Origin of the sequence: Occallatibacter savannae, from assembly GCF_003131205.1 — a bacterium.
Classification (GTDB): domain Bacteria; phylum Acidobacteriota; class Terriglobia; order Terriglobales; family Acidobacteriaceae; genus Telmatobacter; species Telmatobacter savannae.
In genome coordinates, this window is sequence record NZ_QFFY01000009.1 from 146,334 (window position 1) to 170,156 (window position 23,823).

A 23,823-nucleotide genomic window follows, 5' to 3' on the forward strand; every position below is an offset into this window, starting at 1 on the left:
GGGGCTTGCGGGAATGATGCTCGCGCTGTTCGAAGCGGATGCGGGGCGCGCGCCGGCGCTGAGCGAACTGCTGCGCACGTGGTCTGTGCCGGTGGGGCCACTGATTGCGCTGGTCATCGTGCTCGTCCTGTATCTGCGCGGTTGGCGTGTTGCACGGAGAACTCGTGAACGCGAGCTGCCGCTGTGGCGTGCGGGTTGCTTTGTGGGCGGGGTTGTTGCGCTTTGGATTGCGATTGCTTCGCCCATCGATGCGCTGGATGACTACCTGCTGACGGCGCACATGATTCAGCACTTCATCCTGATGTCAATTGCGCCGCCGATGATTGCGCTGGGTGCGCCGGTTGTGCCAATGCTGCGGGGTCTTCCGCGCGTGGTGGTTGCCGGGCTGCGGCCGCTGTTTCGTGCCCGGTGGCTGCGCAGGTTCGGACATGCGCTGCTGCATCCTGTTGTTGCGTGGCTGGCGATGAACGTTGCGTATGTGGTGTGGCATGTTCCGGCGATGTTCGAGCTGACGTTCCGGAGTGAGCGCATCCACGACTTCGAACATCTGTGTTTCTTTGCGACGTCGCTCCTGTTCTGGTGGGTGGTGGTCGAGCCATGGCCGGCAAGGGCGCGGTGGCCGCGATGGGCGGTGATTCCGTACCTGCTCAGCGCGGATGTGGTGAACACGGCGTTATCGGCGACGCTGGCGTTCGCGGGCAAGGTGCTGTACGCGTCGTACGCGGAGGCGCCGCGGGTTTGCTTTCTGAGTCCATTGAAAGATCAGGTGGCGGCGGGGTCGGAGATGTGGGTGCTGAACTCGACGGTGATGCTGCTGCCGGCAGTGGTGATCGCAGTGCGGGAGTTGTCGCCGAAGTGGATGATGCGGGTCGAGGATGAGGTTTCGGTCCGGGGATGAGATGGATCCCAGGTCTCCAAAAGCGGGAGACCTGGGGCACCCGATCTGACTAGGGAGATCGGCGAAAAGCAGATCCTTCGCTCACCACCCCCACGCTGATGCAAGCGCGTGGGGCCCCGTGCGCTCAGGATGACAGCCACTAGTGATTGGATACTTGAGATGTGGCGGCGTCGAGATTCTTGAGCATCGTGGCGATTTCGGGATTGGACATGAAGCTCTTCCACACAAGGCCCGTGCGGTGGTTCTCGATCATGACGACGATGGGCGCCTGATTCAATCCCATGTAAATGGGAGAGACCCAGTTCGCGGCGGGGTTGATGGCGTCGCGCAGGCCGTAGATGCCCCACATTGTGTCGCCGTAATCGCGATAGAGATGCTTGAGCGCGGCCATCGAGGCTTCCGGTGTGTAGGGCATCGAAGCGAGCGAGCCGGTGGGCGTGATGTTGCCGATGTCGTCGGGCTCATCGGGCGCCTGGGCGACATAGCCGTTGGGGCCGTCGCTGGCGGTGAGTCCCCAGGCATCGGGGCCGTAGCCGGCGTAGTGCTTGGGGTTGGCCGTGACGTAAGCGCGGTTGATGAGCGCGATGTTGCGGTTGTTGTCGAAGTAAGAACTCGTGTAGCGGTCATGAAGAGCGTGCGGATCCATGCCCATGAAGGAGTAATGCGTGAAGAAGAGCGGGCCGCCGCGACCGACGCCGACGTCGAGCTTGATGCCGTAGTAGGTGTTGCCGTTGAAGTAGTGGTTGCCGTCTTTGGTGCCGCCCCAGCCCTCGCGGTAGTGCTGCGCAGTTTCGGACTGCGAAGCCCAGCCGGAGTAGTACATCGACGCGGGCACGCCGTGCGTTGGAGAGGCCATGGAGAGCAGGTAGGTGATCATTACTTCGTTCCACCCGATGAGCGGGTGGTGAATCTGATAAGCCCATTGAGGAGACCAGTGCCAGTAAAGGAAGTCGCTCGTTGGAGTCTGACGATGCCAGTTCCACTCGACTGACTCCCAGAGCGCGGTGATGCGTTTGCGGAGCGACTCTTCGGCTAGATCGGAACCGTGGAAGTATCCGCGTGCGGCGAGCAGGCCCTGCACGAGAAATGAGGTCTCGACGAGATCGCCGCCGTTATCGTACATGCCGAAGACCGGCATGGTGTGCCCGGTTGCGCCGTTCATGTAGTGCGACCAGACGCCGTGATAGCGGTCGGCGTGCTCGAGGAAGTTGACGATCTTCGTGAGGCGCCCGACGCCTTCAGTGCGCGTGATGAAGTGGCGATCGACTCCGACGAGGAGGGCCATGATGCCGAAGCCACTTGCGCCGGTGGCAACGATGCGGTCGTCTCCAGGAATGTTTTCGCGCGTCATGCCGGAGTGGGGATCGGCGCCGTCCCAGTAGTAGTGAAAGCACGCCTGCTGCATCATCGTGAGCAGTTCGTCATCGCTGAGTTCGCGGGTGGTGGCTTCGGCGACATTGGATTGTGAGGATTCGTTATAGCTCCAACCGGCGGCGGCGACCCTGTAGCTGGCGTGAACGCCAGATTTTCCGAGGAAGTCCTCGTAGCGATGGAAGCCGGGAAGCTGGATTCCTATGGGCTTGTACGGGCCGTTGTCGAGCGAGCGATAGATGACGTAGCGGGCCAGACGTGCGGGATCGGAGGATGACCACTCGAGTTCAATGTGGCGATCGTAGCCGGTTGCGTGCAGGTGGCTGGGAGCAGGCAGCGCTGAAGCAGTTGGATCATCGGCCACGCGGATCTCATCGATGACGAGTGTGTGGCGCGCGTTATCGGCGCGGTCCTGATGGAAGGTGAGGCTCTGCAGGTACTCGGGCTTGAAGGGATAAATGGATGCCGTGGTGATGTCGGAGAAGGGAACGCGGACCTCGGTCCACTTATCGGCCGGAATGTTGCCTGTGTATTTGCCGAGCGCAAGCGGCGCGCTGAAGCTGGCGGGGAACTCGGCTACCTGAAGCCCTTCGGGAGAGGTAGAAAGAACGAGCTTCGGCAAGTCGGCAGCGGCGATGGCCTGCGGAGCATAGAGCCAGAAGTAGAGGTTGTGGCCGTCCAGACCAGGGCGCCGATTGCGGAAGTTCAGCATGGAGATCTGCGCATTCCAGCCGCCGTCGGGCGCGGACTGCCAGGTAAGGCGGATGGCATTCGGCGGAGTGCGGAAGTGCTCGGAGTCGACGGGCAACCGGCCCTTCTGGTTATCGACGAAGCTGTTCCCGTTCGTCTGCGCCTGCGAGTGGTAGTAGGTGTCGTGGGTGAGGCTGTTGTCGAAAATGACGTGGCGGTAGTAGTCGCCCTGAGCGCTTGCATACGGAGTCACGACGATCGCGGCGAGAGAGAGGGCGAACAGAACCGCAACGCAAAGGTTGCGAGAATGCAGATGAGGCTTAACGTACTTCATTTCGTCTCTTTCGGTTTGTCGGTACAGGACGTCTGGCAGATGGCGTGGGCCACATATCCTGCGGCGGTGGCGAAGGCGCGACCCGCCTGATCCATGCGGGCGGTGGCGGGGTCTACGCCTTCGGTGATGATGCCGCCATCCCAGTTGCTGGTGAGCAAAATCTTGAGTGCCTTATCGTGGCCAGCTTTGAGGCGCAGTTCGTCGGCGATGCTCCACGCGGTGGTGAAGGGGACGCGGTAGCTGCCGGGCAGGCCGTACGGCTGGTCGCCGTAGGAATACTTGTAGTTGCTCGATTGCAGCCACTGAAATGTGCGGACGAAGGTCGCGTCGGACTCAGGAACGAAGCCGAGCAGCGGGAGCTTGAAGAGAGAGCCGGGTGGGATGTCCGTAAACACGAAGTTCTTTCCGTCCGTCGCGGAGGCGAAGATAGGGCCGGCGGCTCCGGGCGCGGATGCGGAAACACAGTGGGTCAGGATCGCTTGATGCAGGGATGAAGCCCGCTTTGTCATATCGGCCGCGTTTGCCGAGTCATTGAGGCGACCGTAGAGATCGGCGAGATCGTAAGCGCCCTCCAGACGAGGGCGTTGTCGTAGGTGAGGAAGGGAAGCTTCTGGAATTCATCCTGCGAGTCCTGCAGTGATGAGTAGAGACCGGTAGCGGGATCGAAGCGGGCCAGCAGCCCATCGCGCAGACGCGTCAGCGCGGACTGATGCGCGGTGAGGAAGGCAGTGTCGCCGGTCTGCCTGATGTAGTCGGCGAGGGCCACGATGGGAGCGGCGGCTTCGTCGAGCTGAAAACCATCTTCGAGGACAACGCCGTCGATGAAGCGCGAGTGCGTGCCGGTGTTGCGCAGCTGAATGGTCAGCGCGTACTCGAGTGCATCGCGGGCCAGGGCAGGATCGCTGTCGAGCAGAGCGGGGAAACTCCACAGCATGGCATCGCGATCCCAGTAAGCGGCGGAGACGTAGTAGCGCGGGCTGCGCGAGGTGATGCCGACGAGCTGCTCGGTGTCGATGGTGCGCCCCCACGCGTAGAACTCGGTAAAGAGGAAATTGCGATTCATCAGCAGGTCCAGATCCGACTTCCCAGTCGTGCGTATCCGCGCGTTCAGAGCTGCGGCGGTCTGGTCGATGATGGCCTCCGCTCCGCTGCGTTCGATCTGCTCGCGAAGAGCGCGGGCATTGTGTGCGGCGCTGAATTCCTCGATTCCGCCGGAGAGCACGAAGTTCGCTTCGATCGTTTCGCCGGGTGCCAGAGTTTTCGATTGGCCGGCATCGACTGACGGAGTTGGTGTCGTCGGGGGCGCGTTGATGGCGCCCTTGGATCCGGGGTGCAGCAGGGTCCACGCAAAGTCGGTGTCGGTGGTGAGGTAGCTGAAGGTTTCCGCCGGCTCTACCCAGGTTGCCGGCGCCACCCCGCGCTCGCCGCGGAGCGCGACGGGAACATACGTGACGCGATCGATGGAGCCGAACGCGGCGCGAACGCCAAGCGTGACGTCGGCCGCCGCGCTGCGATGGTTGGTCAGCGTCATGCGCAGAAAGGCTGCGCGCGATTCAGGCGGAGCGCACCAGGTGAGTGTCGCGTCGAGGCCGTCGACGGTGAGACGCGCGGTCGGAATCCAGTACTGGATGAGTTCCCACGTGGGGTTCTGAAATGCGAGTGGCTTGCCGCCGACGGTGAAGTAGGGCTGGAGGACGGGCGAGCCCTTGTCGCCGCTGACCTGGAGGAGCCCGCGATGGCGCATGGAAAGGAAGTTGAATGTGCCCAGAGCGCCGTCGCTGGCGCGGATATCGGGCAGGGAGATCCATTGGTTGCCGGTGGGGAGAATGTCGTCGGATCGGAGCTTGAGCGGGGTGCGGGATTCAGCCCCTTCGAGACACATTGAGAGTGCAAGTACGGCAAGCGCGCACGCGAGTACGCGCGAAAGGCGACGAACTACTGGCCGCAAGGTCTACCTCCGATTGCAATGCCGGGACAAGCATACACGCCCGGAATCGACCAGGCAGGAGCCTGTTCGAGGACGAGAACCAGAACCTTTGCCGCACTTTTTTCCACAGAGGCGGTCAGAAGCGCTCAAACGAATTAGTTCGGCCCAAGCTGAATCGAGATGCGGAAGAATGCAGGCGGGTTGGTTGGTTCCGCCCAAGATCAACATTGACAGAGGGGATAGGGCCGGTGGTACCTTTCCGTCCGGTTGCGCAATCGTTTGCGCACTGAGCACAAACGATTGTGCTTGACGCGTTGGCTGTACCCCTTGTAACCGAATCTCAGGAGAACGTGATGCAGGAAAACAATGTACTCAGCTCTCGATCGACCGGCTGGGAACACGGGATTGTCGCGCATCTGCGGGTTGGGTTGTGGACCCTCGCAGCGATGCTTCTTGTCCTGTGTGCTCTTCCCGCCCACGCCCAATACCGAGCCAGCCTGCAGGGAACGGTTGCCGATTCCCAGGGTGCAATGATCCCAGGGGCGCAGCTGACTCTGACCGACACAGAGACAAACCGCGCGATTACGGCCACGAGCGACGGGGAAGGAAACTTCGTTTTCAACCAGCTTGCGCCGAGCACCTACAAGCTTGAACTGACGCGCGACGGGTTCAAGAAGAAGCAGCTCGACGGCGTTCGCATCATTGCCGAGCAGGCGAACTCGCGGAACGTCGTGCTCGAGACCGGCGGTACCACGGAGACCGTCACCGTGAATGCCGGCGATGCTCCGGTGATCGACACGGCTACTGGAAGCATCAGCGGAACCATCACGCAGGAGAACCTGGCGAAGATGCCGGACTTCGGCCGCGATCCGCTGCAGCTTGCAAATCTGGCGCCGGGAATGTTCGGCGACTCTTCACACAACGGCGACGGCGGATCCGCCGGGCTGCCTGGCAATCAGGGACCGGGAAGCGTGGGATCGAGCGATGGTCCCTACAAGACGGAAAACAGGCCGCAGGTCTCGGGCAATGGCGGACGCAGTGACAGCAATGGAGTCACCATCGACGGCGTTCAATCGACAAGCGTGACGTGGGGATCGGCCTCCGTGGTGACGCCGAATCCAGACACCATCAAAGAAATGAAAGTGGTCACGAACCCGTATGACGCCGAGCTTGGCCGCTTTAGCGGAGCGCAGATTCAGCTGATCACGCAGAACGGCACGAATCAGTTCCATGGAACTGGGCTGTTCAAGCTGGATCGGCCAGGGCTGAATGCCAAGCAGCGCTTCGAGCCGAATAATAATCCGCAGAAGAATACCGCCCGGTTCAATGAATTTGGCGGAACCGTGGGAGGGCCGATCGTTCTCAACCGGCTGTTCTTCTTCTTCGGATACGACACGATTCGCAACCATGGCACAAACACCGGCGGCGGATGGTACGAGACATCGACCTTCGACAGTTCATCGGCGTCTGGAACCAACGCAAACAAGTTTCTGACCGTGAAGGGCGTTGGAGTTTCGGCGAAGAACATCCTTGAGGGCGCCGGCGATCCGCACAAGTGCGCGGATGTAGGGCTGGTGCAGGGAGTGAACTGCAACTGGATTCAGGGCAAGGGCCTGGATCTTGGAAAGCCGCTGACGATCGGAGTGGGCAAGCACGATCCTTCGTATGCCGATCCGACGACGGTAGAAGGCGTGAAGACGTTCACGCCCGGGCTCGGTGGAGACGGCACCGGCAGCTACGCGGCGAACATGGATGGCAATGCGGACATGTTCTACGTCTCGACCGAGGGCCCGAACAATACGGTCAACACGCAGTACAACGGACGTGTCGACGTGCAGGTGACGAACAAGGATCTGGTAGCCGGCAACATCTATTACGTTCCCGTCTCGTCGGACAGCTTCTCCGATCGGCCGCAGAACATCTTCCATCACAGAGCGAAGAACTATTCGATGGGAGCGCTCTACAACCATACGTTCAGCGGCACGATGCTGAATGAAGCGCGCGCCGATATGGCCGGGTGGAAGTGGAACGAGCTTAAAGACAATCCGCAGGCGCCGCTGGGTCTGCCTTTTGCGAACCTGTACCACGTGGATGGTTCCAATTCATTTTCGAACGTCAATCCGAACGGCTTTGGTCCGAGCATCGGCAGCATCTTCGACCAGTGGACGCTCAACTTCAAAGACGTGCTCACCAAGGTATATAGGAGCCACAACCTGAAGTTTGGCGGGCAGTACACGCGACTCGCCCAACTCGATTCGGCTCCCTGGGGCGCCAGCGAGAACTTCTACTTCAACAATTACTGGGACTTCCTGAACGATGCGCCGCAGGCGGAGCAGATCAACGGCGCAGATCCACTGACGGGCCGTCCGACCGATTCCAGAAAAGACGACCGCCAGAACATTCCGTCGATATTCGTGCAGGACGACTGGAAGGTGAAGCCAAACCTGACGCTGAACCTTGGCCTTCGCTGGGAGTACTTCGGCGGCATGACGGAGAAGAAGGGCAACAATCCGCGGCTCGACCTCGGCAGCGGTTCCGGCACCTTCACCGGAATGGCAATCGTTCTGAAGCAGCCGCAGGTGGATGCGCAGAAGGCGAACTTCGGCCCGCAGATCGGGTTTGCCTGGATGCCGATGAAGCACCAGGGCAAGCTGGTACTGCGCGGTGGGTTCGGCTTGTCGTACAACGGGCTGGAGCAGGCCATCACGACCAACACGCGTTTCGATCCGCCGTTCCTGACCAACAGCAAATCGCTCACGGGCAATCAGATTGCCTACAACATCAGCGACGTCTTCAAGTACGGATCGCTGTCGGGCAGTCCGGCGCTGATTTCGAACTTCAACTCCGCGAATCTGCCGACGAGCGGAATCGCGATCAACGTCACGGCTGTAGATCCCAAACTGCCGACCACGTATGTGTACCGGTACTCGGTGGAGGCGCAGTACGACCTGGGCAGCCAATGGGTAGCGACCCTTGGTTACACGGGAAGTTCGGGGCGCAATCTGCCGCTGCAGTACAACCTGTACAACAAATTCGCACCGCAGATTCTGACCGGAGCCGTGGCGTTCAACCCGGCGGTGAACTTCATTGATTGGTACGAAGATTCCGGCACCTCGCACTACAACGCGATGAGGGCTGAGATTCGCCACCAGTTCGCGCACACCTTCGAGGCGGATGTGCAGTACCAGTGGGCACACTCGCTTGACGATGGATCGGGACCCTACACGCAGTCCGACTACCAATGGCTGCCCGGGCAAAACTGGGGCAATTCGGACTACGACGTGCGGAACACGATCAAGATGTTCGGCATGTGGTCGCCGCGGATCTTCCATGGCAATTCAATGGCGGAGAAAGTGCTGGGTGGATGGACGTTCAGTCCGATCTTCATCTATCACTCCGGCTTCCCATACAACCCGCACTACGGCGGACTCGGCTGCAACGCGTTCTACAAGAACAACGGAGATTGCGATCTGCGTGCAGTCGCCTACAAGGGCGGTGCATCCAGCAGCCAATCTACAGACAGCTTCAAGACAGCGGCCGGGCACTTTCCGAAAGGCGGAAAGGCATATTTCACGCAGCCGGACGTCGTGAACAACACCAGCCCCGACTGGAACGATATCAAGTCTGTCCCGACGCCGAGTGCTCTTCCGCAGGCTCCGGGAGTGGGCAGGAACGCGTTCTATGGACCGCTCTACTCGAATCTTGACTTCGCGGCGACCAAGGCTTTTGGCTTGCCGCCGATGAAGGTGCTGGGTGAGAATGCCCGGTTCGAGATTCGCGCCAACGCCTTCAACGTGTTCAACAAGGTGAACCTCACCAACATCGACACCAACATCACGGACACAAACTTTGGGCGAGCAAATAACGCCCTTGGTTCGCGGACCATCGAAGGTGAGTTCCACTTCAAGTTCTAACCTGGCCTGCCTTTTCTCCCTGCTCTTCGGGGCAGGGAGATTTCACCAATTGAGCCGTCGGCGAAGCGTCGCAGAGTTGACGATCGACGGCGGCTTTCTTGTTTTCCTCTGAGATGAGAGTCTTGATCTGACGGGAATTGTTTACGAGGCCCGATGCGGAAAAGGTTTTCATTCAATGGTGTCCTGGTGTTTGCGATGGCGACAGCTGTCGGATTGAGCCAATCGGGAACACCGAGGGCCGTGAGTTCACGGGCCGGGGGAGCGCAGGGTTCGGGCGTTCCGTCTCGCAATCTCGAATCCTTGAAGAAGAAAGCCGATGAGGCGAGAGATGCCGGGCAGCTGGAGGAAGCAGCGAAGCTCTACCATCGCGCGCTGGTCCTCAACCCGAAGTGGACCGAGGGCTGGTGGTCGCTGGGGACGCTGCAGTATGACAGCGATCGCTACGCGGAGGCAGAGCTGGCGTTCGAAAAGGTGGTTGCGCTCGATCCAGGCCACGGGACCGCGCGAGCCATGTTGGGGCTCTGCGAATTTGAGCTGGGGCAGCAGGACCGCGCATTGAAGGACATCCAGCAAAGCGAGAAGCTCGGCGTGCTCGAAGATCAGCAACTGCGGGACGTCGTGATGTATCACGAGGGAGTGCTGCTGCAGAGGGCAGGGAAGTTTGAAGCGGCGAAAGGCGCGCTGGCTTCCTTGTGTCTGGGGGGCTTGCGGAGCGCGGAACTTGCAGGAACGTTCGGCATGGTCGCGCTGCGCATGCGGGACGTCGCGCAGCCGAGCGCCAGAACAGAGGCAGGGCAGATCGTGCAGCATGTGGGGCAAGCAGCGTGCCTGAGCGGGGCAAAAGAATACGACGCGGCGAAAGCGGAGTTTCTGGAGGTAATTGCACGAGCGCCGAATTTCCCGCTGCTGCATTACGCGTACGGGCGCATGTTGCAGGATGCGCGCGATCACGATGGCGCGATCAAGGAGTTTGAGGCAGAGATTGCGGTGCAGCCGAACAGCGTGTTGCCTCGTCTGCGAATCGCCGCGGCCGAGTACAAGTGGAATCCCGAGGAGGGACTCAAATTCGCGGAAGAAGCGGTGAAGCTGCAGCCCGATCTTCCGCTGGGCCACTATCTGCTGGGTCTGCTGCTGCTGGAGACGGGGGTCTATCAACGGGCTATTCCGGAGCTCGAAACAGCGCGGAAGGCCTTTCCGCAGGAGACAAAAATCGACATATCGCTGGCCAATGCCTACACGCAGGTCGGGCGAACGCAGGACGCTGCGCGTGCGCGTGCGGAGTTCGCGCGCAAGAAGCAGGCGCAACAGGCTGCAGGCGAAGAAGCGGTCGAAATTACCGACGCGATGGACGCGAGATCGAAGCCATAGATGCAAGCGCAAGCAACAATTTCGGGATCAGCGGTGCGGTACGCGTCAGGACTTCGGTTCTTCAATAGTGAGGATCTGATCGGCGGCGATGTCGGTCAGGGTTTGCACCGCGCGGCTCGGCCAGGTCACTTGAATTTCTTTGATCGCGGTGTTGGCGCCGAGGCCGAAGTGCACGCGCGGGTCGCTGGAGCAGGCGTAACCAACTGCGGTGGTCGCTTCGTTCCATTGCTTGTGGCCGTCGGGAGTTGTGACGCGGATCTGCGCGCCGAGGCCCATGCGATTGCTGCAGGTTCCGACAAGACGGATGAGAATCCAATGCTGTCCTGCTGCGCCGATGTTGCGGAAGAGCTTGATGGGCTCGTTGAGGCTGCTGACGACCACGTCGATGCGGCCGGTGTTAAAGATGTCGCCGAAGGCTGCGCCGCGGTGAGCGCCGGGCACTTGAAACGACGGTCCTGCGCTAGCGCTGACGTCCTGAAACTTGCCGTTGCCGAGATTGCGCAAGACGCTGTTGGGTTCGGGGTAGGCCTGCGCGGGGATGGCCTGCTGGATGTTGTCCATCACGTTGGCGCGCGCGACGAAGAGGTCCTTCCAGCCGTCGTTGTCGAAGTCGTAGACGCCGTTGCTCCAGCCGGTCATGCGATTGGTGAGCTGGCCGAGCCCGCTCGTTACAGTGGCGTCGGCGAAGACATTGCCCCCCTGGTTGATGTAGAGCGGGAAGTCCTCGTGCTCGACGGCTGTGTGCCAGAGATCGGGGCGGCCGTCGTTGTTGATATCGCGGAAGTCGGCGCCCATGCCGGAGAGCGCGTTGCCATCGAGCGAGTACGCCACGCCCGCAGACACGGCGATCTCTTCGAACTTCTTTCCGCCCATGTTGCGGAAGAGAAAGTTGGGCATGGTGTCGTTGGTGACGAAGGCGTCAAGAAAACCGTCGCCATCGACATCGGCAAACGTCACGGCCATTCCCTTGCCAAAGAATGCGTCGATGCCGGTTTCGTGCGAAACGTCGGTAAAGGTTCCGTCGCCATTGTTGCGGTAGAGCGTGTTGTGCAGCGGCGCGTACTGGTTGGGATGGCAGTAGCCGCGCAGGCCCTCTTTCAGCGCGCAGTAGGGGTCTTTGTTGACCTCCCAGTGGCAGTAGTTGACGACGAAGAGGTCGAGAAGGCCGTCGTTGTTGTAGTCGAACCAGCCCGCGCCCACCGACCACATCTTCTTGCCGTGAGCCTGGACGCCGGCCACTCCCGCCTTCGCGGTGACGTCGCTGAAGGTGCCGTCGCCGTTGTTATGAAAGAGCTGATTGGCGGTAACGTTGGCAACGAAAATGTCGGCGCGGCCATCGTTGTCGTAGTCACCCACGGCGACGCCCATGCCGTAGCCTGCTCCGGCCACGCCTGCTTTCTGGGTGACGTCGGTGAATGTGCCGTCGTGGTTGTTGCGGTAGAGGCGATTCCAGTAGTCGGGAGAGGTCTTTTGGAGCGAGGGGATGTCGGCGCCGTTGACGCAGTAGATGTCGAGGAAGCCGTCGTTGTCGTAGTCGAACAGCGCAACGCCGGCAACCATGGTTTCCGGCTGATTCTTGTTCGGGGTGGCGCAGTTGCGTGTGACGAAGTGAAGGCCGGCCTGCTGGGCGATCTCTTCAAACTGGATCGCAGGCTTTGGTACGGCTGCTGCCGGAGAAGCCTGCAGAGCAGAGGGCCAGAGACGGCGCGGCGCGAGCGCGGAAGCAGTCAGCGCACCGATGTATCGGAGAATCCTTCGGCGCTGCACGCTCGAGATGTGATCGTCGGCCATGGACGTGATCGGCAGCGAACCCGCGTTCGATCCCTCAGTACTGTTATAGAACGCGGAGTTCACGAAAGGCAGTGAGATGAGAAGTTGCAAGTGAAAGTGGTGGCCGCGCTCGCGAGGACCTGAAGTGCACCGAGTGCGCAGATTGAGTTTCGGGTGTTTCGAAGTGAACAGATTCAGCGGACATGAGATTTGAAGCTGAACGCGAAGTGAACTGAGGTTCGAGAAGGACATGGCTCTTATGAAGTTATTCCGGAATTTTCTGGAGTCGGAAGCGAAGCATCGTGGTGGATCTCCGTGGATCCTTGTGGCATTGCTGGTGCTGACGAGCGCTGGAGCGGAGGGCGCGCACTCTCAATCTGCAGTCGCCCCAGCTGCTCCATCGAACAAGCAGCTCGCGTCGCCGGAGATCGAGCGAAAAGTCGACGCACTGCTGAAGAAGATGACACTGGAGGAGAAGCTCGGGCAGCTGGTCCAGTACAGCGACAGCGGGTACAGCGGACAGGCGAAGACGGCGGACGAAACGGCGAATCCGGGAAAGAATCCGACGGCTCCGCATCCGGTGGATGCGATGGAGCTGGTCTCCACGGGCAGGCTGGGATCGCTGCTCAATCTCGTCGGACAGGCTCGGACGAACGAACTGCAACACGCGGCGGTGGAGAAGAGCCGCCTGCACATTCCGCTGATGTTCGGCGCCGACATCATCCACGGTTACAAGACGATCTATCCGATGCCGCTGGCGCTCGCTGCGTCGTTCGATCCGGAACTGGTAAGTTCGCTCGCGCACATCTCGGCAAGTGAGGCGAGAACCGGCGGAGTGGACTGGTTCTATTCGCCCATGGTGGACATCTCGCGCGACCCGCGCTGGGGAAGGACGCAGGAGGGCGCGGGCGAGGATCCGTATCTCGGCGCGGCAATGGCGCGCGCGTACATCCGCGGTTATCAGCAGGGAGATCTCTCATCGCCAACCAGCGTTGCGGCCAGCGTGAAGCACTATGCGGCCTACGGGGCATCCGAAGCCGGCCGCGAATATAACACTACCGATATGTCGATGAGCCGTCTGCACCAGGTCTATTTGCCTCCATACAAGGCGGCGGTGGAAGAGGGCGCGGCCACCATGATGAGCGCGTTCAATGCGCTCAACGGAGTGCCCGCGACAGCGAACAAGTATCTGCTGCAATCGGTTCTGCGCGACGCGTGGGGCTTCGATGGCTTTGTGGTCAGCGACTACACCGCTGTGATGGAGCTGCGTAATCATGGCATCGCCCTCGATGCGGCCACCGCGGCGAAGAAGGCCATCACGGCCGGGGTTGATATGGACATGATGTCGCACTACTACGACGCGGAGCTGCCCGGGCTGATCAAGTCGGGGCAGATTCCCATGAGCGTGGTCGACGAGGCGGTGCGGCGCGTGTTGCGCGTGAAGTTTGCAATGGGGCTGTTTGAGCATCCGTATGCCGATGGCAAGGAAGTGACGGCGGCTGTTCCGGAGCATCGCCCGCTGGTGCGTAAGGCCGCGGAAGAAGCCATCGTCCTGCTCAAAAACGACGGACCTGGCGGTGCGGCTGTGTTGCCTCTCAACAAAGACGCGAAGAAGATTGCGTTGATTGGCCCTCTGGCCGACGACACGGGAGAGATGATCGGCGCATGGGGACTGACAAAGAGAGAGCCGGATGTTGTCACCGTGAAAGATGCCCTTGAGCAGCGGATGAAGCAATCAGGCGGGTCTTTGCTCTATGCGAAGGGTACGGAGATCGAAACGGATTCGGAAGCTGGCTTTGCTGAAGCCGTAGCGCAGGCGAAGCAGGCGGACGTGGTGGTGATGGCTCTGGGCGAGTCGGCGGAGATGAGCGGCGAGGCGGGATCGCGCGCGTATCTCGATCTGCCGGGCAACCAGGAGAAGTTGCTCGAGCAGGTTGCGGCAACTGGAAAACCTGTAGTCCTGCTCGTTTTTTCCGGGCGCCCTTTGGTGCTGGACTGGGCCGCAAAGCATGTCGCAGCGATCATGGAGGCGTGGTTTCCGGGGACAGAGGCGGGAAATGCGATCGCCGATCTGATGTTCGGCGACGTGACCCCGAGCGCGAAGCTGCCCATGAGCTTCCCGCGCGCCGTTGGGCAGGAGCCGCTCTACTACAATCAGTTTCCCACCGGGAGACCGCCGGTGGGCCTCGATCTGAGCAAGCCTCCAAGCGGCGATTCGCGCTTCTTCTCGCGCTATGTTGATGTGCCCAACGACGCACTGTTTCCATTCGGATTCGGAATGAGCTATACGAAATTCGCGTATGACGGAGTCTCGGTTTCAAAGCATTCCGTCCCTTTGAGAGATGCAAGCCGCATGGATGCTAAAGACCTCGTTACGGTGACGGCGACGGTGAAGAACACGGGCGATCGCGATGGGACAGAGATCGTGCAGTGCTACGTGCAAAACCTCGGCGCCACTCTCGAACAGCCCGTCAGAAGCTTGAAGGGGTTCGAGCGGGTGACGTTGAAGCCGGGCGAGTCGAAGCAGGTCACGTTCAAGCTAGGGTTCCCGGAGCTTTCGTTCTTCAACAACGATGGGCGTGCGGTGATCGAGCCGACGGATTACACCGTCTGGGTGGGAGGCAGCTCGGCCGCCGATCTGCACGATGAGTTCAAGATTGTGCAGTGAAGCTTAGAGTGCAGTTCGAGCCGTACGAATGCGGGAAACATAGGATTCACAAAGAGCGGCGATACTGGTTGCAATGAACCGATATCGCCGTTTTCTTGTTTGTCTGGCATATAGCGCTGCAGGGCTGGGGTTCGCGCAGGATGGCGCGATGACTACACTGCCCAACGGCCGGCAGATTGAGCCCGCAGGCAAGTGGATTCCCGTAGCGCCCTACCCATTTGCCGTGGCGATTCGCGGCGACGGCAAGCAGGCTGCTGTGCCATCGATCGGGTACCCGTTTGCGTTGAATGTGATCGACGACCCCGCGTCGGATCATCCGCGAACGCAGCAATTTCCGCGTGGCAAAGAAAACGATCCGGCGGTCGAGGTCCATGCGGGTGTTGCGTACTCGCCAGATGGGATGCGGCTGTATGTTGCGACCGGCGACACCGGCAAGGTGCGCGCGTACCGAACGTCTGACTGGTCGATTGCAGGAGAAGCATCGCTGGACGGGTCTGTCCAGGGCAGGAGCTTTGAGAAGAGCTTTGCGGGTGCGCTGACAATTTCGAAAAATGGAAAGCTGCTGTACGTCGTCGACGAGGCGAACTGGCGCGTCGTGGTTCTGAATACGGAGTTGATGAAAACGGTCGGGAGCGTGGGGACGGGAAGGTATCCGTTCGGACTTGCACTTTCTCCGGATGGAACGAAGCTTTACGTCACCAACACCGGCCTGTTTGAGTACCGGACGATTCCCGGAGTTCAGGCCAGCGCGAATCCTGCGGGCGGACTGCGCTTTCCGCCATTCGGATATCCCTCCGCAGCCGCGCGGAAGGGAGCGGCCGTCGAGGGAAAGCACGTGCCGGGGTTGGGCGACGAGAACTCCGATGAAGGCAGCTCGATATGGACCATCGATGTAAGCGATCCCGCAAAGCCGGTCGTCGTCGGCAAGCTGCGCCTGGGCGAGCGCGTTTCAGCATCGGGCAGAGGCGCGATCGGCGGCAGTGCGCCGACGGGAGTAGCTGCGGGCGCAGACGGTGTCTACGTCTCATTGGCGCATGCAGATTCCGTAGTCAAGATCAGTGCGGATGGTACGCGGGTTCTCGCGGAGGCGCAGCTCTCGCCCTTCACGGGTGCAGCGTTTGAGGATGCGCAGCATCGGCCGTTGCGCGGAGTGATGCCGAGCGGATTGGCCCTGCACGGGGATCGACTGTACGTCGCGGAGTCCGGAATCAATGCCGTGGCAGTCGTGGAGACGGCCACGATGCATGTGATCGAGCACATTCCTGTTGGATGGAATCCCGCGGCGGTTGCAGTAGACGAAGCAGGCCAGGATCTCGTCGTTGTGAATGCGAAAGGAAAAGGTGCGGGGCCGAACGGCGGCAGCAACCATGATCCCCATGCGCCGACTTACATCGGTTCGCTGGAACTGGGCAGCCTGAGTGTCATTCCTCTCGCAGACAGAGACTCGCCTGATGCATCGACAAAGCGCGTCGTGGCGCTCAATACCACCGACGTTGCCGACCATTCCAGGCTGCCCCGCCTGAAGCACTGTTTCCTCATTATTCGCGAGAACCGGACCTTCGATGAGGTGCTGGGAGATTTGCCGGGTGTCGACGGCGACGCATCGCTGGCGCGTTTCGGAATCGATGGATGGGCTGAACTCGACGATCAAGCAGACTACAAGCGCGTCAGCACACCCGGAGCGAAGCACCTTAGCGTGACACCGAATCTGCACGCGCTCGCACGGCAGTTTGCGGTCAGCGACAACTTCTTTGTGGAGTCCGAAGTTTCTGCTGACGGTCACCGCTGGGTGGTCGGCATCAATCCCACGCCGTTCTTCAACACTGCGTGGACCTCGAACTACGGTGGCCGCCGGCATGAGGATGCGCGCGTAGCACAGCCAGGCAGGCGAGCGCTGTTCGGAGGCGCCGATGGCCCGATGCCGGAGGATGAGCCGCAGTTCGGATCGCTCTGGGAACATGTGGCGGCCGGGGGGACGAGCGGTCCCGGCATCCTGAACTACGGCGAGGGCCTGGAACTCGAAGGGAACGATGAGCGCGCCGGGGCGGAACCGGAAGGGCAGCGGCTGCTGTTGAATGCGCCACTGCCGCTGCCCGTCTTTGAAGCGAGCGACCGGCGCTTTCCGACCTTCAATTTGGGGATCCCCGATCAGATGAGGGTTGAGGAGTTCGAGCGCGACTTCAGTCGAAGGCTGGCGGCGGGAAAGATTCCTGGGCTCATTGTGATTCGCCTGCCCAACGACCACACGGCTGAGCCGAGGCCGAAGGACGGGTATCCGTATCGCGCCTCGTATGTCGCGGACAACGATCTTGCGCTGGGCAGGATTGTTGCGTTCTTGTCGAAGACGCCGATCTGGAAAGATTCCGCGTTGTTCGTGACGGAGGACGACGCGCAGGGCGGCGTCGATCATGTGGACGCGCACCGCAGCATTCTGCTGGTTGCCAGCCCGTGGGTAAAGCCTGGAACTGTGGCGCACGGGCACAGCAGCATGGGATCAATCATCAAGACCATTGACGAACTGCTGGGTCTGGGTCCGCTGAATCTCGAGGACGCGCTGGCCGGCGATCTGGCGGAGATGTTCGACATGCAGCCGCATGAGGAATCCTTCAAGGCAGTGCCGGCCGACGCGCGGGTGTTTGTGCCGGCTCACGCGCGCGTGGCCCGCCCCAAGACGAAGAAAGAAGCCGCGGAATTGCGAGACATGGATGATGCCGTCGAGATTCAGGAGCAGCTGAAGAAGTCTGCCGAATCGCTGCACAGGCCCAGATAGAGGCTCGCAGAGGCTTCGTCGCAGTACCGATGCTTCCGGAACTCTGAATTGCGCTCGAACTCTGAGGCCGGTTGCCGTCCCGCTGTGCCCTGCAACAATCAAGTACTTGACTGCGATAGGGAAGCGTTTACACTGGCATTTTTCTGATGGCATTTGAACCGCTTTTGGTCACTCTGAAAGATCGGACTTGCTAAAACAGCGCAAAACACTTCAAGATGTGTCCGGCGTCATCCTATGGTACGGATACGGGGTTACGGCTTCGGGATTCACTTGGGAATGTTGGAGACTTGGAAGAGAGCACCAGAAGTGAGTATCGGTAGGAGTTGATTTGTCGGAAGGAGGTGGCCCCGCATGGCGTCACTTGCAACACCCGACGTATATCGTGGAGGCCGAGACGAAACTTCCGAAGAAATTCCGCGAGATGCTCAGGAGCTTCTCTGGCGGGTGGCTGCTGCCTTCAGGCGGAGCGATCGCATGAAGGAGACCATGCACGATATCCCGGCCGAAGAGTCAGCTTCGAGTATTGAGGCGAAATACCGCGCGCTGCTCGAGCAGATGCCGGCCATTGTCTTCATGGCCTATATCGATCGAGGCACCAGCGAGGCTTACGTCAGTCCCGAGATCGAGGCCGCTCTTGGCTACCCGCGCGAAGGGTGGCTTTCAGACCCCGCCCAATGGTACGAGCGCATACATCCAGACGACAAAGAGAGATGGAGACGGGAAACCACGGAGATGTTTGTCGCGGGGAGGCCACTCCGCTCCTCTTATCGCGTGCTGGCGCAGAGCGGGCGCGTTGTGTGGTTTCGGTGTGACGCGCGCATGGTGCGTAGGCCGGATGGGCAGCCATGGTTCGTGCATGGGATCGCGTTCGACATCTCCGATCTGAAAGAGACGGAGAGAGCGCTTCAGCAGGAACGAAATTTTGCCTCGGGAATTCTCGACACCGTGGGGGCCTTGGTCATCGTTCTGGATAAGGACGGAAGGATCCTTCGTGGGAATCGTGCCTTTGAAGTCACGACGGGATACCGCCCGGAAGACGTACGAGGAAAGTACATCACTGACTTCCTCGCGCTACCGGAAGAGGTTGCGCGCGCAAGGTCCGTGATGGAGCAGTTACGCGGCGGTGCGACGACCATCGAGTGCAAGAGCCATTGGGTTACGCGCGAGGGCCCAACCCGGCTGATTGCATGGTCCAGCACAGCGTTGCCCGCGACGGAAGAGCAGGATCTCTGCTTCATCGCCACCGGAATCGACATCACGGAGCGTGAACATCTCGAGCGTGCTCTGCTCGATGTGAGCGCGCGTGAGCAGCGCAGGATAGGACAGGACCTTCACGATGGGCTTGGCCAGCAACTGACGGGAATCGCGTTCATGGCCAAGGTGCTCGAGAAGAAGTTGTCAGAGACCGATCCGGCCACTAGCGCGGAGGCCGAGAAACTGGTGCGTCTGGTGAACGAGTCGGTTCGCAAGAGCCGCGAGCTGGCCCGCGGCCTGCTTCCGGTGATGTCCGATTCGCAGGGACTGATGTCAGCGCTGCAACTGTGGGCGGATGAGGTAGAGGACATATACGGCATCACCTGCAGGTTCGATTGTTCGTGCCCTGTGCTGATGCACGACATCGCCGTATCAACGCACCTGCACCACATCGCGCAGGAAGCGGTGAATAACGCGATCAAGCATGGCGGGGCGAAGCACATTGCGATCCGGCTCACAACTGAGAGTGAGACGGGTACGCTGCAGATTGTGGATGATGGTCTTGGCATTCCGGAGGACCGCGAGAATTCGCGCGGGATGGGAATGCACATCATGAGCTACCGGTCGGCGATGATCGGCGGCCGAATTGAGATTACGCGAAATGCACTTCGGGGTACGACGGTTTCCTGTACGTTTCCTGTCAAGCAGTAGCAGTAGAAGGTGCGGGTTGCAGAGGGAATGAAAATGACGAACGCTTCCGTTTCTGAGCAGGTTGCGCCTCTTGTGAAGAAGTCGGTGCTGGTCATCGACGATCATCCATTGCTTCGCCAGGGATTGGCGATGCTCATCAACCAGCAGGGTGACCTGCGAGTCTGCGGCGAAGCCGAGGACCTGCGTGTCGCGATGCAAGCCATCGTGCAGTTGAACCCCGACATCGTGGTTCTGGATATTTCGCTGAAGGGGCCTGACGGGTTGGAGGTCCTGAAGACGATCCGCGCCGCGAATCCCACTCTGCCTGTGCTGGTCCTCTCCATGCACGATGAAGCCATATACGCGGAGCGGGCGCTGCGCGCGCGCGCCAACGGCTACATCATGAAGCAGGAGGCCACGGAGAAGGTTCTCGTCGCTATCCGCAGCATCCTTAACGGAGAGGTCTACCTCAGCGATGCGATGTCGCGGAAGCTGCTGCAGCAGTTCATCGACGGTACCCCTTCGTTTCTCGACTCGCGCGAAGGCGTACTTTCCGATCGCGAGCTGGAAGTATTCCGCCTTATCGGAGAAGGACGCTCAACCCGCGAGATCGCCGAAGAACTTCGCCTTAGCGTGAAGACGGTGGAGACTTACCAGGCGCACATCAAGGAGAAGCTCGGATTGAAGAGCGGCCGTGAACTGATTCAGCACGCCATCCAGTCGAAGCTCAATGGAAAGCCCCGGATCTGAACGTGCAGTGCTTCCCAAGACGCTGATCCTTTTCTGGCGGCGCCGGAGTGATCCTCCGGCGCCGTTCCCGTGTTCGGTCGATTAAGATTCTCGAGGCAGATTGATCGATGCGGGAGACTGCATGAAAAGTATTGATTCACTGCGGCGAGAGCTTTTGCGCACTGGCGGTTTTGGTGTGGCCGGGGCCGCGATGCCATCCATGAGGTTTGGAGCCGCGATTTCTGGCGTCACAGAATCAGCCACGGCCGGGAATGGCATCTTCGACGTGAGAACCTACGGCGCTGCGGGCGACGGCAAGACGCTCGATACCAATGCAGTTAACCGCGCCATCGATGCGGCTGCCGCGGCGGGCGGCGGACTGGTGCTTCTTCCGGCGGGCAAATATCTCTGCTTCTCGATTCACTTGAAAAGCCAGGTGCATCTCTTTCTCAGTCAGGGATGCACGATCGTCGCCGCGGACTCTCCCAGGCCGGGCGAACAGACCGGCTACAACGGCGGCAAGTACGATGCTGCGGAACCCAACGCGCCATGGGAGAGCTACCAGGATTACGGTCATAATCACTGGCACAATTCGCTGATCTGGGGCGAAGGCATCCACGATTTCAGCATCACGGGGCCGGGCCTGATCTTCGGCAAGGGGCTCAGCTTCGGCGGAGATCGTGAGAAGCGCGGAGACTATCCGATCTACATTGCCGAGCAGGCCGGCGTGGGCAACAAGGCCATCGCCCTGAAGAACTGTCGCAACGTGATTCTGCGCGACTTTTCGGTTCTGAAGGGCGGACACTTCTGTCTGCTGCTCACAGGCGTCGACAACCTTACGATCGACAATTTGAAACTCGATACGGATCGCGATGGAATCGACATCGACTGCTGCCAGAACGTGCGCGTTTCCAATTGCACGGTCAATTCGCCGTGGGACGACGGTATCTGTCCGAAGTCGAGCTACGCGCTGGGGTATGCGCGCCCGACTCGAAACCTCACGATCACGAATTGCTTTGTCGCCGGCTCGTACGTGCTCGGTTCGGTGCAGGATGGCACGTTCAAGAAATATGCGGAGGGCGAGCACGTGGGCCGCACGGGCCGCATCAAGTTCGGCACGGAATCGAACGGCGGCTTCATCAACGTCACCATCTCGAATTGCGTCTTCGAAGGCTGCCTGGGCTACGCGCTGGAGAGCGTGGATGGCGCATTGCTTGAAGACTTCACCATCACCAACACCACCATGCGCGATCTCTACAGCGGGCCTCTCTTCATGCGTCTGGGCCGACGTCTGCGCGGGCCGAAAGAGAGCACGAAGGTTGGATCGATGAAGCGCGTGCTGATCAGCAACCTGGTGTGTCACAACGCGCCTCTGCCCGGCTCGATTCTGACCGGAATTCCCGGCGCAGTCATCGAAGACGTGAAGCTTGCGAACATATACATCGAGACTGCCGGTGGTGGAACTGCGGAGATGGCCAGGACCGTTCCGCCTGAACTGGAGGACGGGTATCCGGACCCGCACCGGTTCGGCCCGATCCCCGCGTCAGGCTTCTTCCTGCGGCATATGCGGAACGTGGAGATGAGTCATGTCGAGATCGCGCACGCAACAGCGGACGCGCGGCCCGCGTTTCATCTGCACGACGTGGAACGGGCGGATTTCTTCGCCGTCACCGCGCCTCGCGCGACGGATGGCGCCTTCGCGCTGCGTGCTGTGAAGGACCTGCGCATCGGCTGGAGCCGCGCAGCCGCGGATACGACGCTGCAGGCCGCAGACCAGAAAATGGTTTGAGTCGGAGCGAAGACTATTGCGCGTCCACTGCGCCGGCAACCGCTCTGCCCCTATACCGAACATCCAGCAGCGTCCAGTCGTCCTGCGCTTCGGGCGAAGCCTGGATCTGCTGCAGCTCGTTCACGATCTCGTCGAGGGTGGGCAGATGTGCGAGCGCGATCAGGCCTTCTGTGCTGATGAGCTGTCCGGAGCGATTTTTGATCTCGGTTACGCCGTCGGTGGTGAGCAGTATGCGATCGCCCGGCCGCAGCGTGATTTCAGACGCGGAGTAGGTTGCCTGCTCGATGAGGCCCACGATGGGGTTGGCTGTCTCGAGTTCCACGATCTCCCCCGCTGAACTGATGAGCAGCGGCGGTACGTGGCCGCAGTTCAGGAACTCGACGCATCCGCCGGGGAAGAGCTTGAGCAGAATCATCGTTGCGTACTTGCCCACCTGGCGGGCGCACAAGAAGCGGTTGATCAGGTCGGCTGTCTCCGGCAGAGACTGGCCGGTCAGCATCAGCGCGTGAATAATACCCTGCAGTGTGGCCGCAACGATGGAGGCAGGCACACCCTTGCCTGAAACGTCCGCGATGGCAAGGCAAACGCAGTCGCGTAATTCGATGACATCGTAGAAGTCGCCGCCGATGGCATGGCAGGGGATGGTGCGCGCCTGAACCTCCGCGTAATCGAGCCGCGGAAGCGTGATGGACATCAGGCCGGAATGAATGGAGGCAGCGATGGCGAGCTCTTCCTCGGCCTGCCGGGCCTTCAACTCCGTATCGGCGAGCAGGGCATTGTGCAGAAGCGTTGATGCCTCTGTAGCCAGCGTGTCCAGCACCTGCTGATCGATATCGCTCAGGCTTTTTGCTCCGAGCTGCGCATCGAGATAGAGAACGCCGAGGCAACTGCTCGGCTCGGTTTGGGAGTGCTTGCGCAGCGGAATGCAGTAGATGCTGCGAATGGAGTGCGCCATGACGCTGGCCCACTGCGCGGCGCTGTCGTCGCTGAGTGTGTCGCTCAAGTAAAATCGCGAGTCACTTTCAACGGCCTTCTGCATGGCCCGGCGCGACACCGACGAATCCTCTTCAATGAGGGTACCGTCGGAGCGAAGCCCGAGCTCCGAGGTCAGCTCTCCTTCTTTCATCAGGAACACGAAACCGCGTTCGGTCCCGGTGAGCTGCATGGAAAGCTTGAGCAGAGCCAGGAAGATGTCGTTGATGGCGCCGCCTGAGTTCAGCTGGCGGGCGGCGCTCAGCAGGAAGCTCAGCTTTTCAATCTCGCGTGCGGGCTTGGGAACGTTGCCGGTTGTGGGCGGCTCGAATCCGGAGAGGGCGGCGAGCAGTTCATCTGCGCGAACGCCGGACATACTTGCACTCTCGGGGAACTCGAACCGGTAGCAGACGGCGTTGACCGACCCGAACTGAAGGGTGTCGCCGGACCGCAGCTTGGCGCGGTCAATGCGCTTTCCATTGACGTAAGTGCCGTGGGAGCTGTTCTGGTCGATGACCTCGAAAGCGCCGTTCTGGCGGACGATGGTTGCGTGACGACGCGAGGCGAATGCCTCCTTCAGAACCAGGTCCTGGTCGGCGGATCGACCGATCGACGTGCACTCGCTTTGGATCTCAAAGGCGTTCTCACCGTCGAAATCGTCGTAGTGCAGGCTCGGCTTTGTGAATTGCAGCGACACTGTCGGCATTCTATTCGGTGCAGCGCGTCGAGGGCGATGGTT

13 protein-coding genes are annotated in these 23,823 nt (G+C 60.6%); 8 read left to right on the forward strand and 5 right to left on the reverse strand.

Going from position 1 to position 23,823, the window contains the following annotated elements; translation table 11 throughout:
• Positions 1-13 precede the first annotated feature (13 nt).
• Positions 14-898 (forward strand): cytochrome c oxidase assembly protein, encoded by an 885-nt coding sequence (locus DHV10_RS25500; RefSeq protein ID WP_239462045.1) that lies wholly within the window; start codon positions 14-16, stop codon positions 896-898.
• A 139-nt stretch (positions 899-1,037) separates the two neighbouring features.
• Here the strand turns inward: DHV10_RS25500 and DHV10_RS25505 are convergent, their stop codons facing one another.
• Genes DHV10_RS25505 through DHV10_RS25515 form a run of 3 tightly spaced genes read right to left on the reverse strand, consistent with a single transcriptional unit; the run spans position 1,038 to position 5,241 of the window.
• The gene (locus tag DHV10_RS25505; RefSeq protein ID WP_109489245.1) at positions 1,038-3,293 is read right to left on the reverse strand and encodes a glucoamylase family protein; all 2,256 of its coding nucleotides are present in this window, start codon (positions 3,291-3,293) and stop codon (positions 1,038-1,040) included.
• The gene (locus tag DHV10_RS25510) at positions 3,290-3,802 is read right to left on the reverse strand and encodes a glycoside hydrolase family 125 protein (protein WP_109489246.1); all 513 of its coding nucleotides are present in this window, start codon (positions 3,800-3,802) and stop codon (positions 3,290-3,292) included. The genes DHV10_RS25505 and DHV10_RS25510 overlap by 4 nt, the downstream gene beginning before the upstream one ends.
• Positions 3,799-5,241, reverse strand: coding sequence for a hypothetical protein (locus tag DHV10_RS25515; RefSeq protein ID WP_162601888.1), 1,443 nt, complete (start codon positions 5,239-5,241; stop codon positions 3,799-3,801). Before DHV10_RS25515 ends, DHV10_RS25510 begins: the two co-directional genes overlap by 4 nt.
• Positions 5,242-5,573: 332 nt before the next feature.
• Here DHV10_RS25515 and DHV10_RS25520 point away from each other — a divergent pair, with 332 nt between their 5' ends.
• A complete protein-coding gene (locus DHV10_RS25520; protein ID WP_109489248.1) occupies positions 5,574-9,134 on the forward strand; it encodes a TonB-dependent receptor in 3,561 nt (1,186 codons plus the stop codon).
• A gap of 153 nt (positions 9,135-9,287) precedes the next feature.
• On the forward strand, positions 9,288-10,502 hold the full coding sequence (locus DHV10_RS25525) for a tetratricopeptide repeat protein (RefSeq protein ID WP_109489249.1): 1,215 nt from the start codon (positions 9,288-9,290) through the stop codon (positions 10,500-10,502).
• A gap of 45 nt (positions 10,503-10,547) precedes the next feature.
• Here DHV10_RS25525 and DHV10_RS25530 read toward each other — a convergent pair whose 3' ends face one another.
• Positions 10,548-12,293 carry a CRTAC1 family protein gene (locus DHV10_RS25530; RefSeq protein WP_109489307.1) on the reverse strand — a complete coding sequence of 582 codons (1,746 nt, stop codon included), beginning with the start codon at positions 12,291-12,293 and terminating at the stop codon, positions 10,548-10,550.
• A gap of 238 nt (positions 12,294-12,531) precedes the next feature.
• Between DHV10_RS25530 and bglX the strand changes: the two genes are divergently transcribed.
• The 5 genes from bglX to DHV10_RS25555 all read left to right on the forward strand — a co-directional run bounded on the left by bglX (position 12,532) and on the right by DHV10_RS25555 (position 22,112).
• Positions 12,532-14,940 (forward strand): beta-glucosidase BglX, encoded by a 2,409-nt coding sequence (bglX, locus tag DHV10_RS25535; RefSeq protein WP_109489308.1) that lies wholly within the window; start codon positions 12,532-12,534, stop codon positions 14,938-14,940.
• A gap of 148 nt (positions 14,941-15,088) precedes the next feature.
• Positions 15,089-17,710, forward strand: coding sequence for a bifunctional YncE family protein/alkaline phosphatase family protein (locus tag DHV10_RS25540; RefSeq protein ID WP_162601889.1), 2,622 nt, complete (start codon positions 15,089-15,091; stop codon positions 17,708-17,710).
• 351 nt (positions 17,711-18,061) lie between these two features.
• A complete protein-coding gene (locus DHV10_RS25545; RefSeq protein ID WP_109489251.1) occupies positions 18,062-19,615 on the forward strand; it encodes a PAS domain-containing sensor histidine kinase in 1,554 nt (517 codons plus the stop codon).
• Between the two features lie 33 nt (positions 19,616-19,648).
• On the forward strand, positions 19,649-20,344 hold the full coding sequence (locus tag DHV10_RS25550) for a response regulator transcription factor (protein WP_109489309.1): 696 nt from the start codon (positions 19,649-19,651) through the stop codon (positions 20,342-20,344).
• 121 nt (positions 20,345-20,465) lie between these two features.
• Entirely contained in the window at positions 20,466-22,112 is a 1,647-nt protein-coding gene (locus DHV10_RS25555; RefSeq protein ID WP_109489252.1) for a rhamnogalacturonidase, read from the forward strand.
• A gap of 13 nt (positions 22,113-22,125) precedes the next feature.
• Here DHV10_RS25555 and DHV10_RS25560 read toward each other — a convergent pair whose 3' ends face one another.
• Positions 22,126-23,781, reverse strand: a complete 1,656-nt coding sequence (locus DHV10_RS25560) for a SpoIIE family protein phosphatase (protein WP_239462046.1) — start codon at positions 23,779-23,781, stop codon at positions 22,126-22,128.
• Positions 23,782-23,823: the final 42 nt, after the last annotated feature.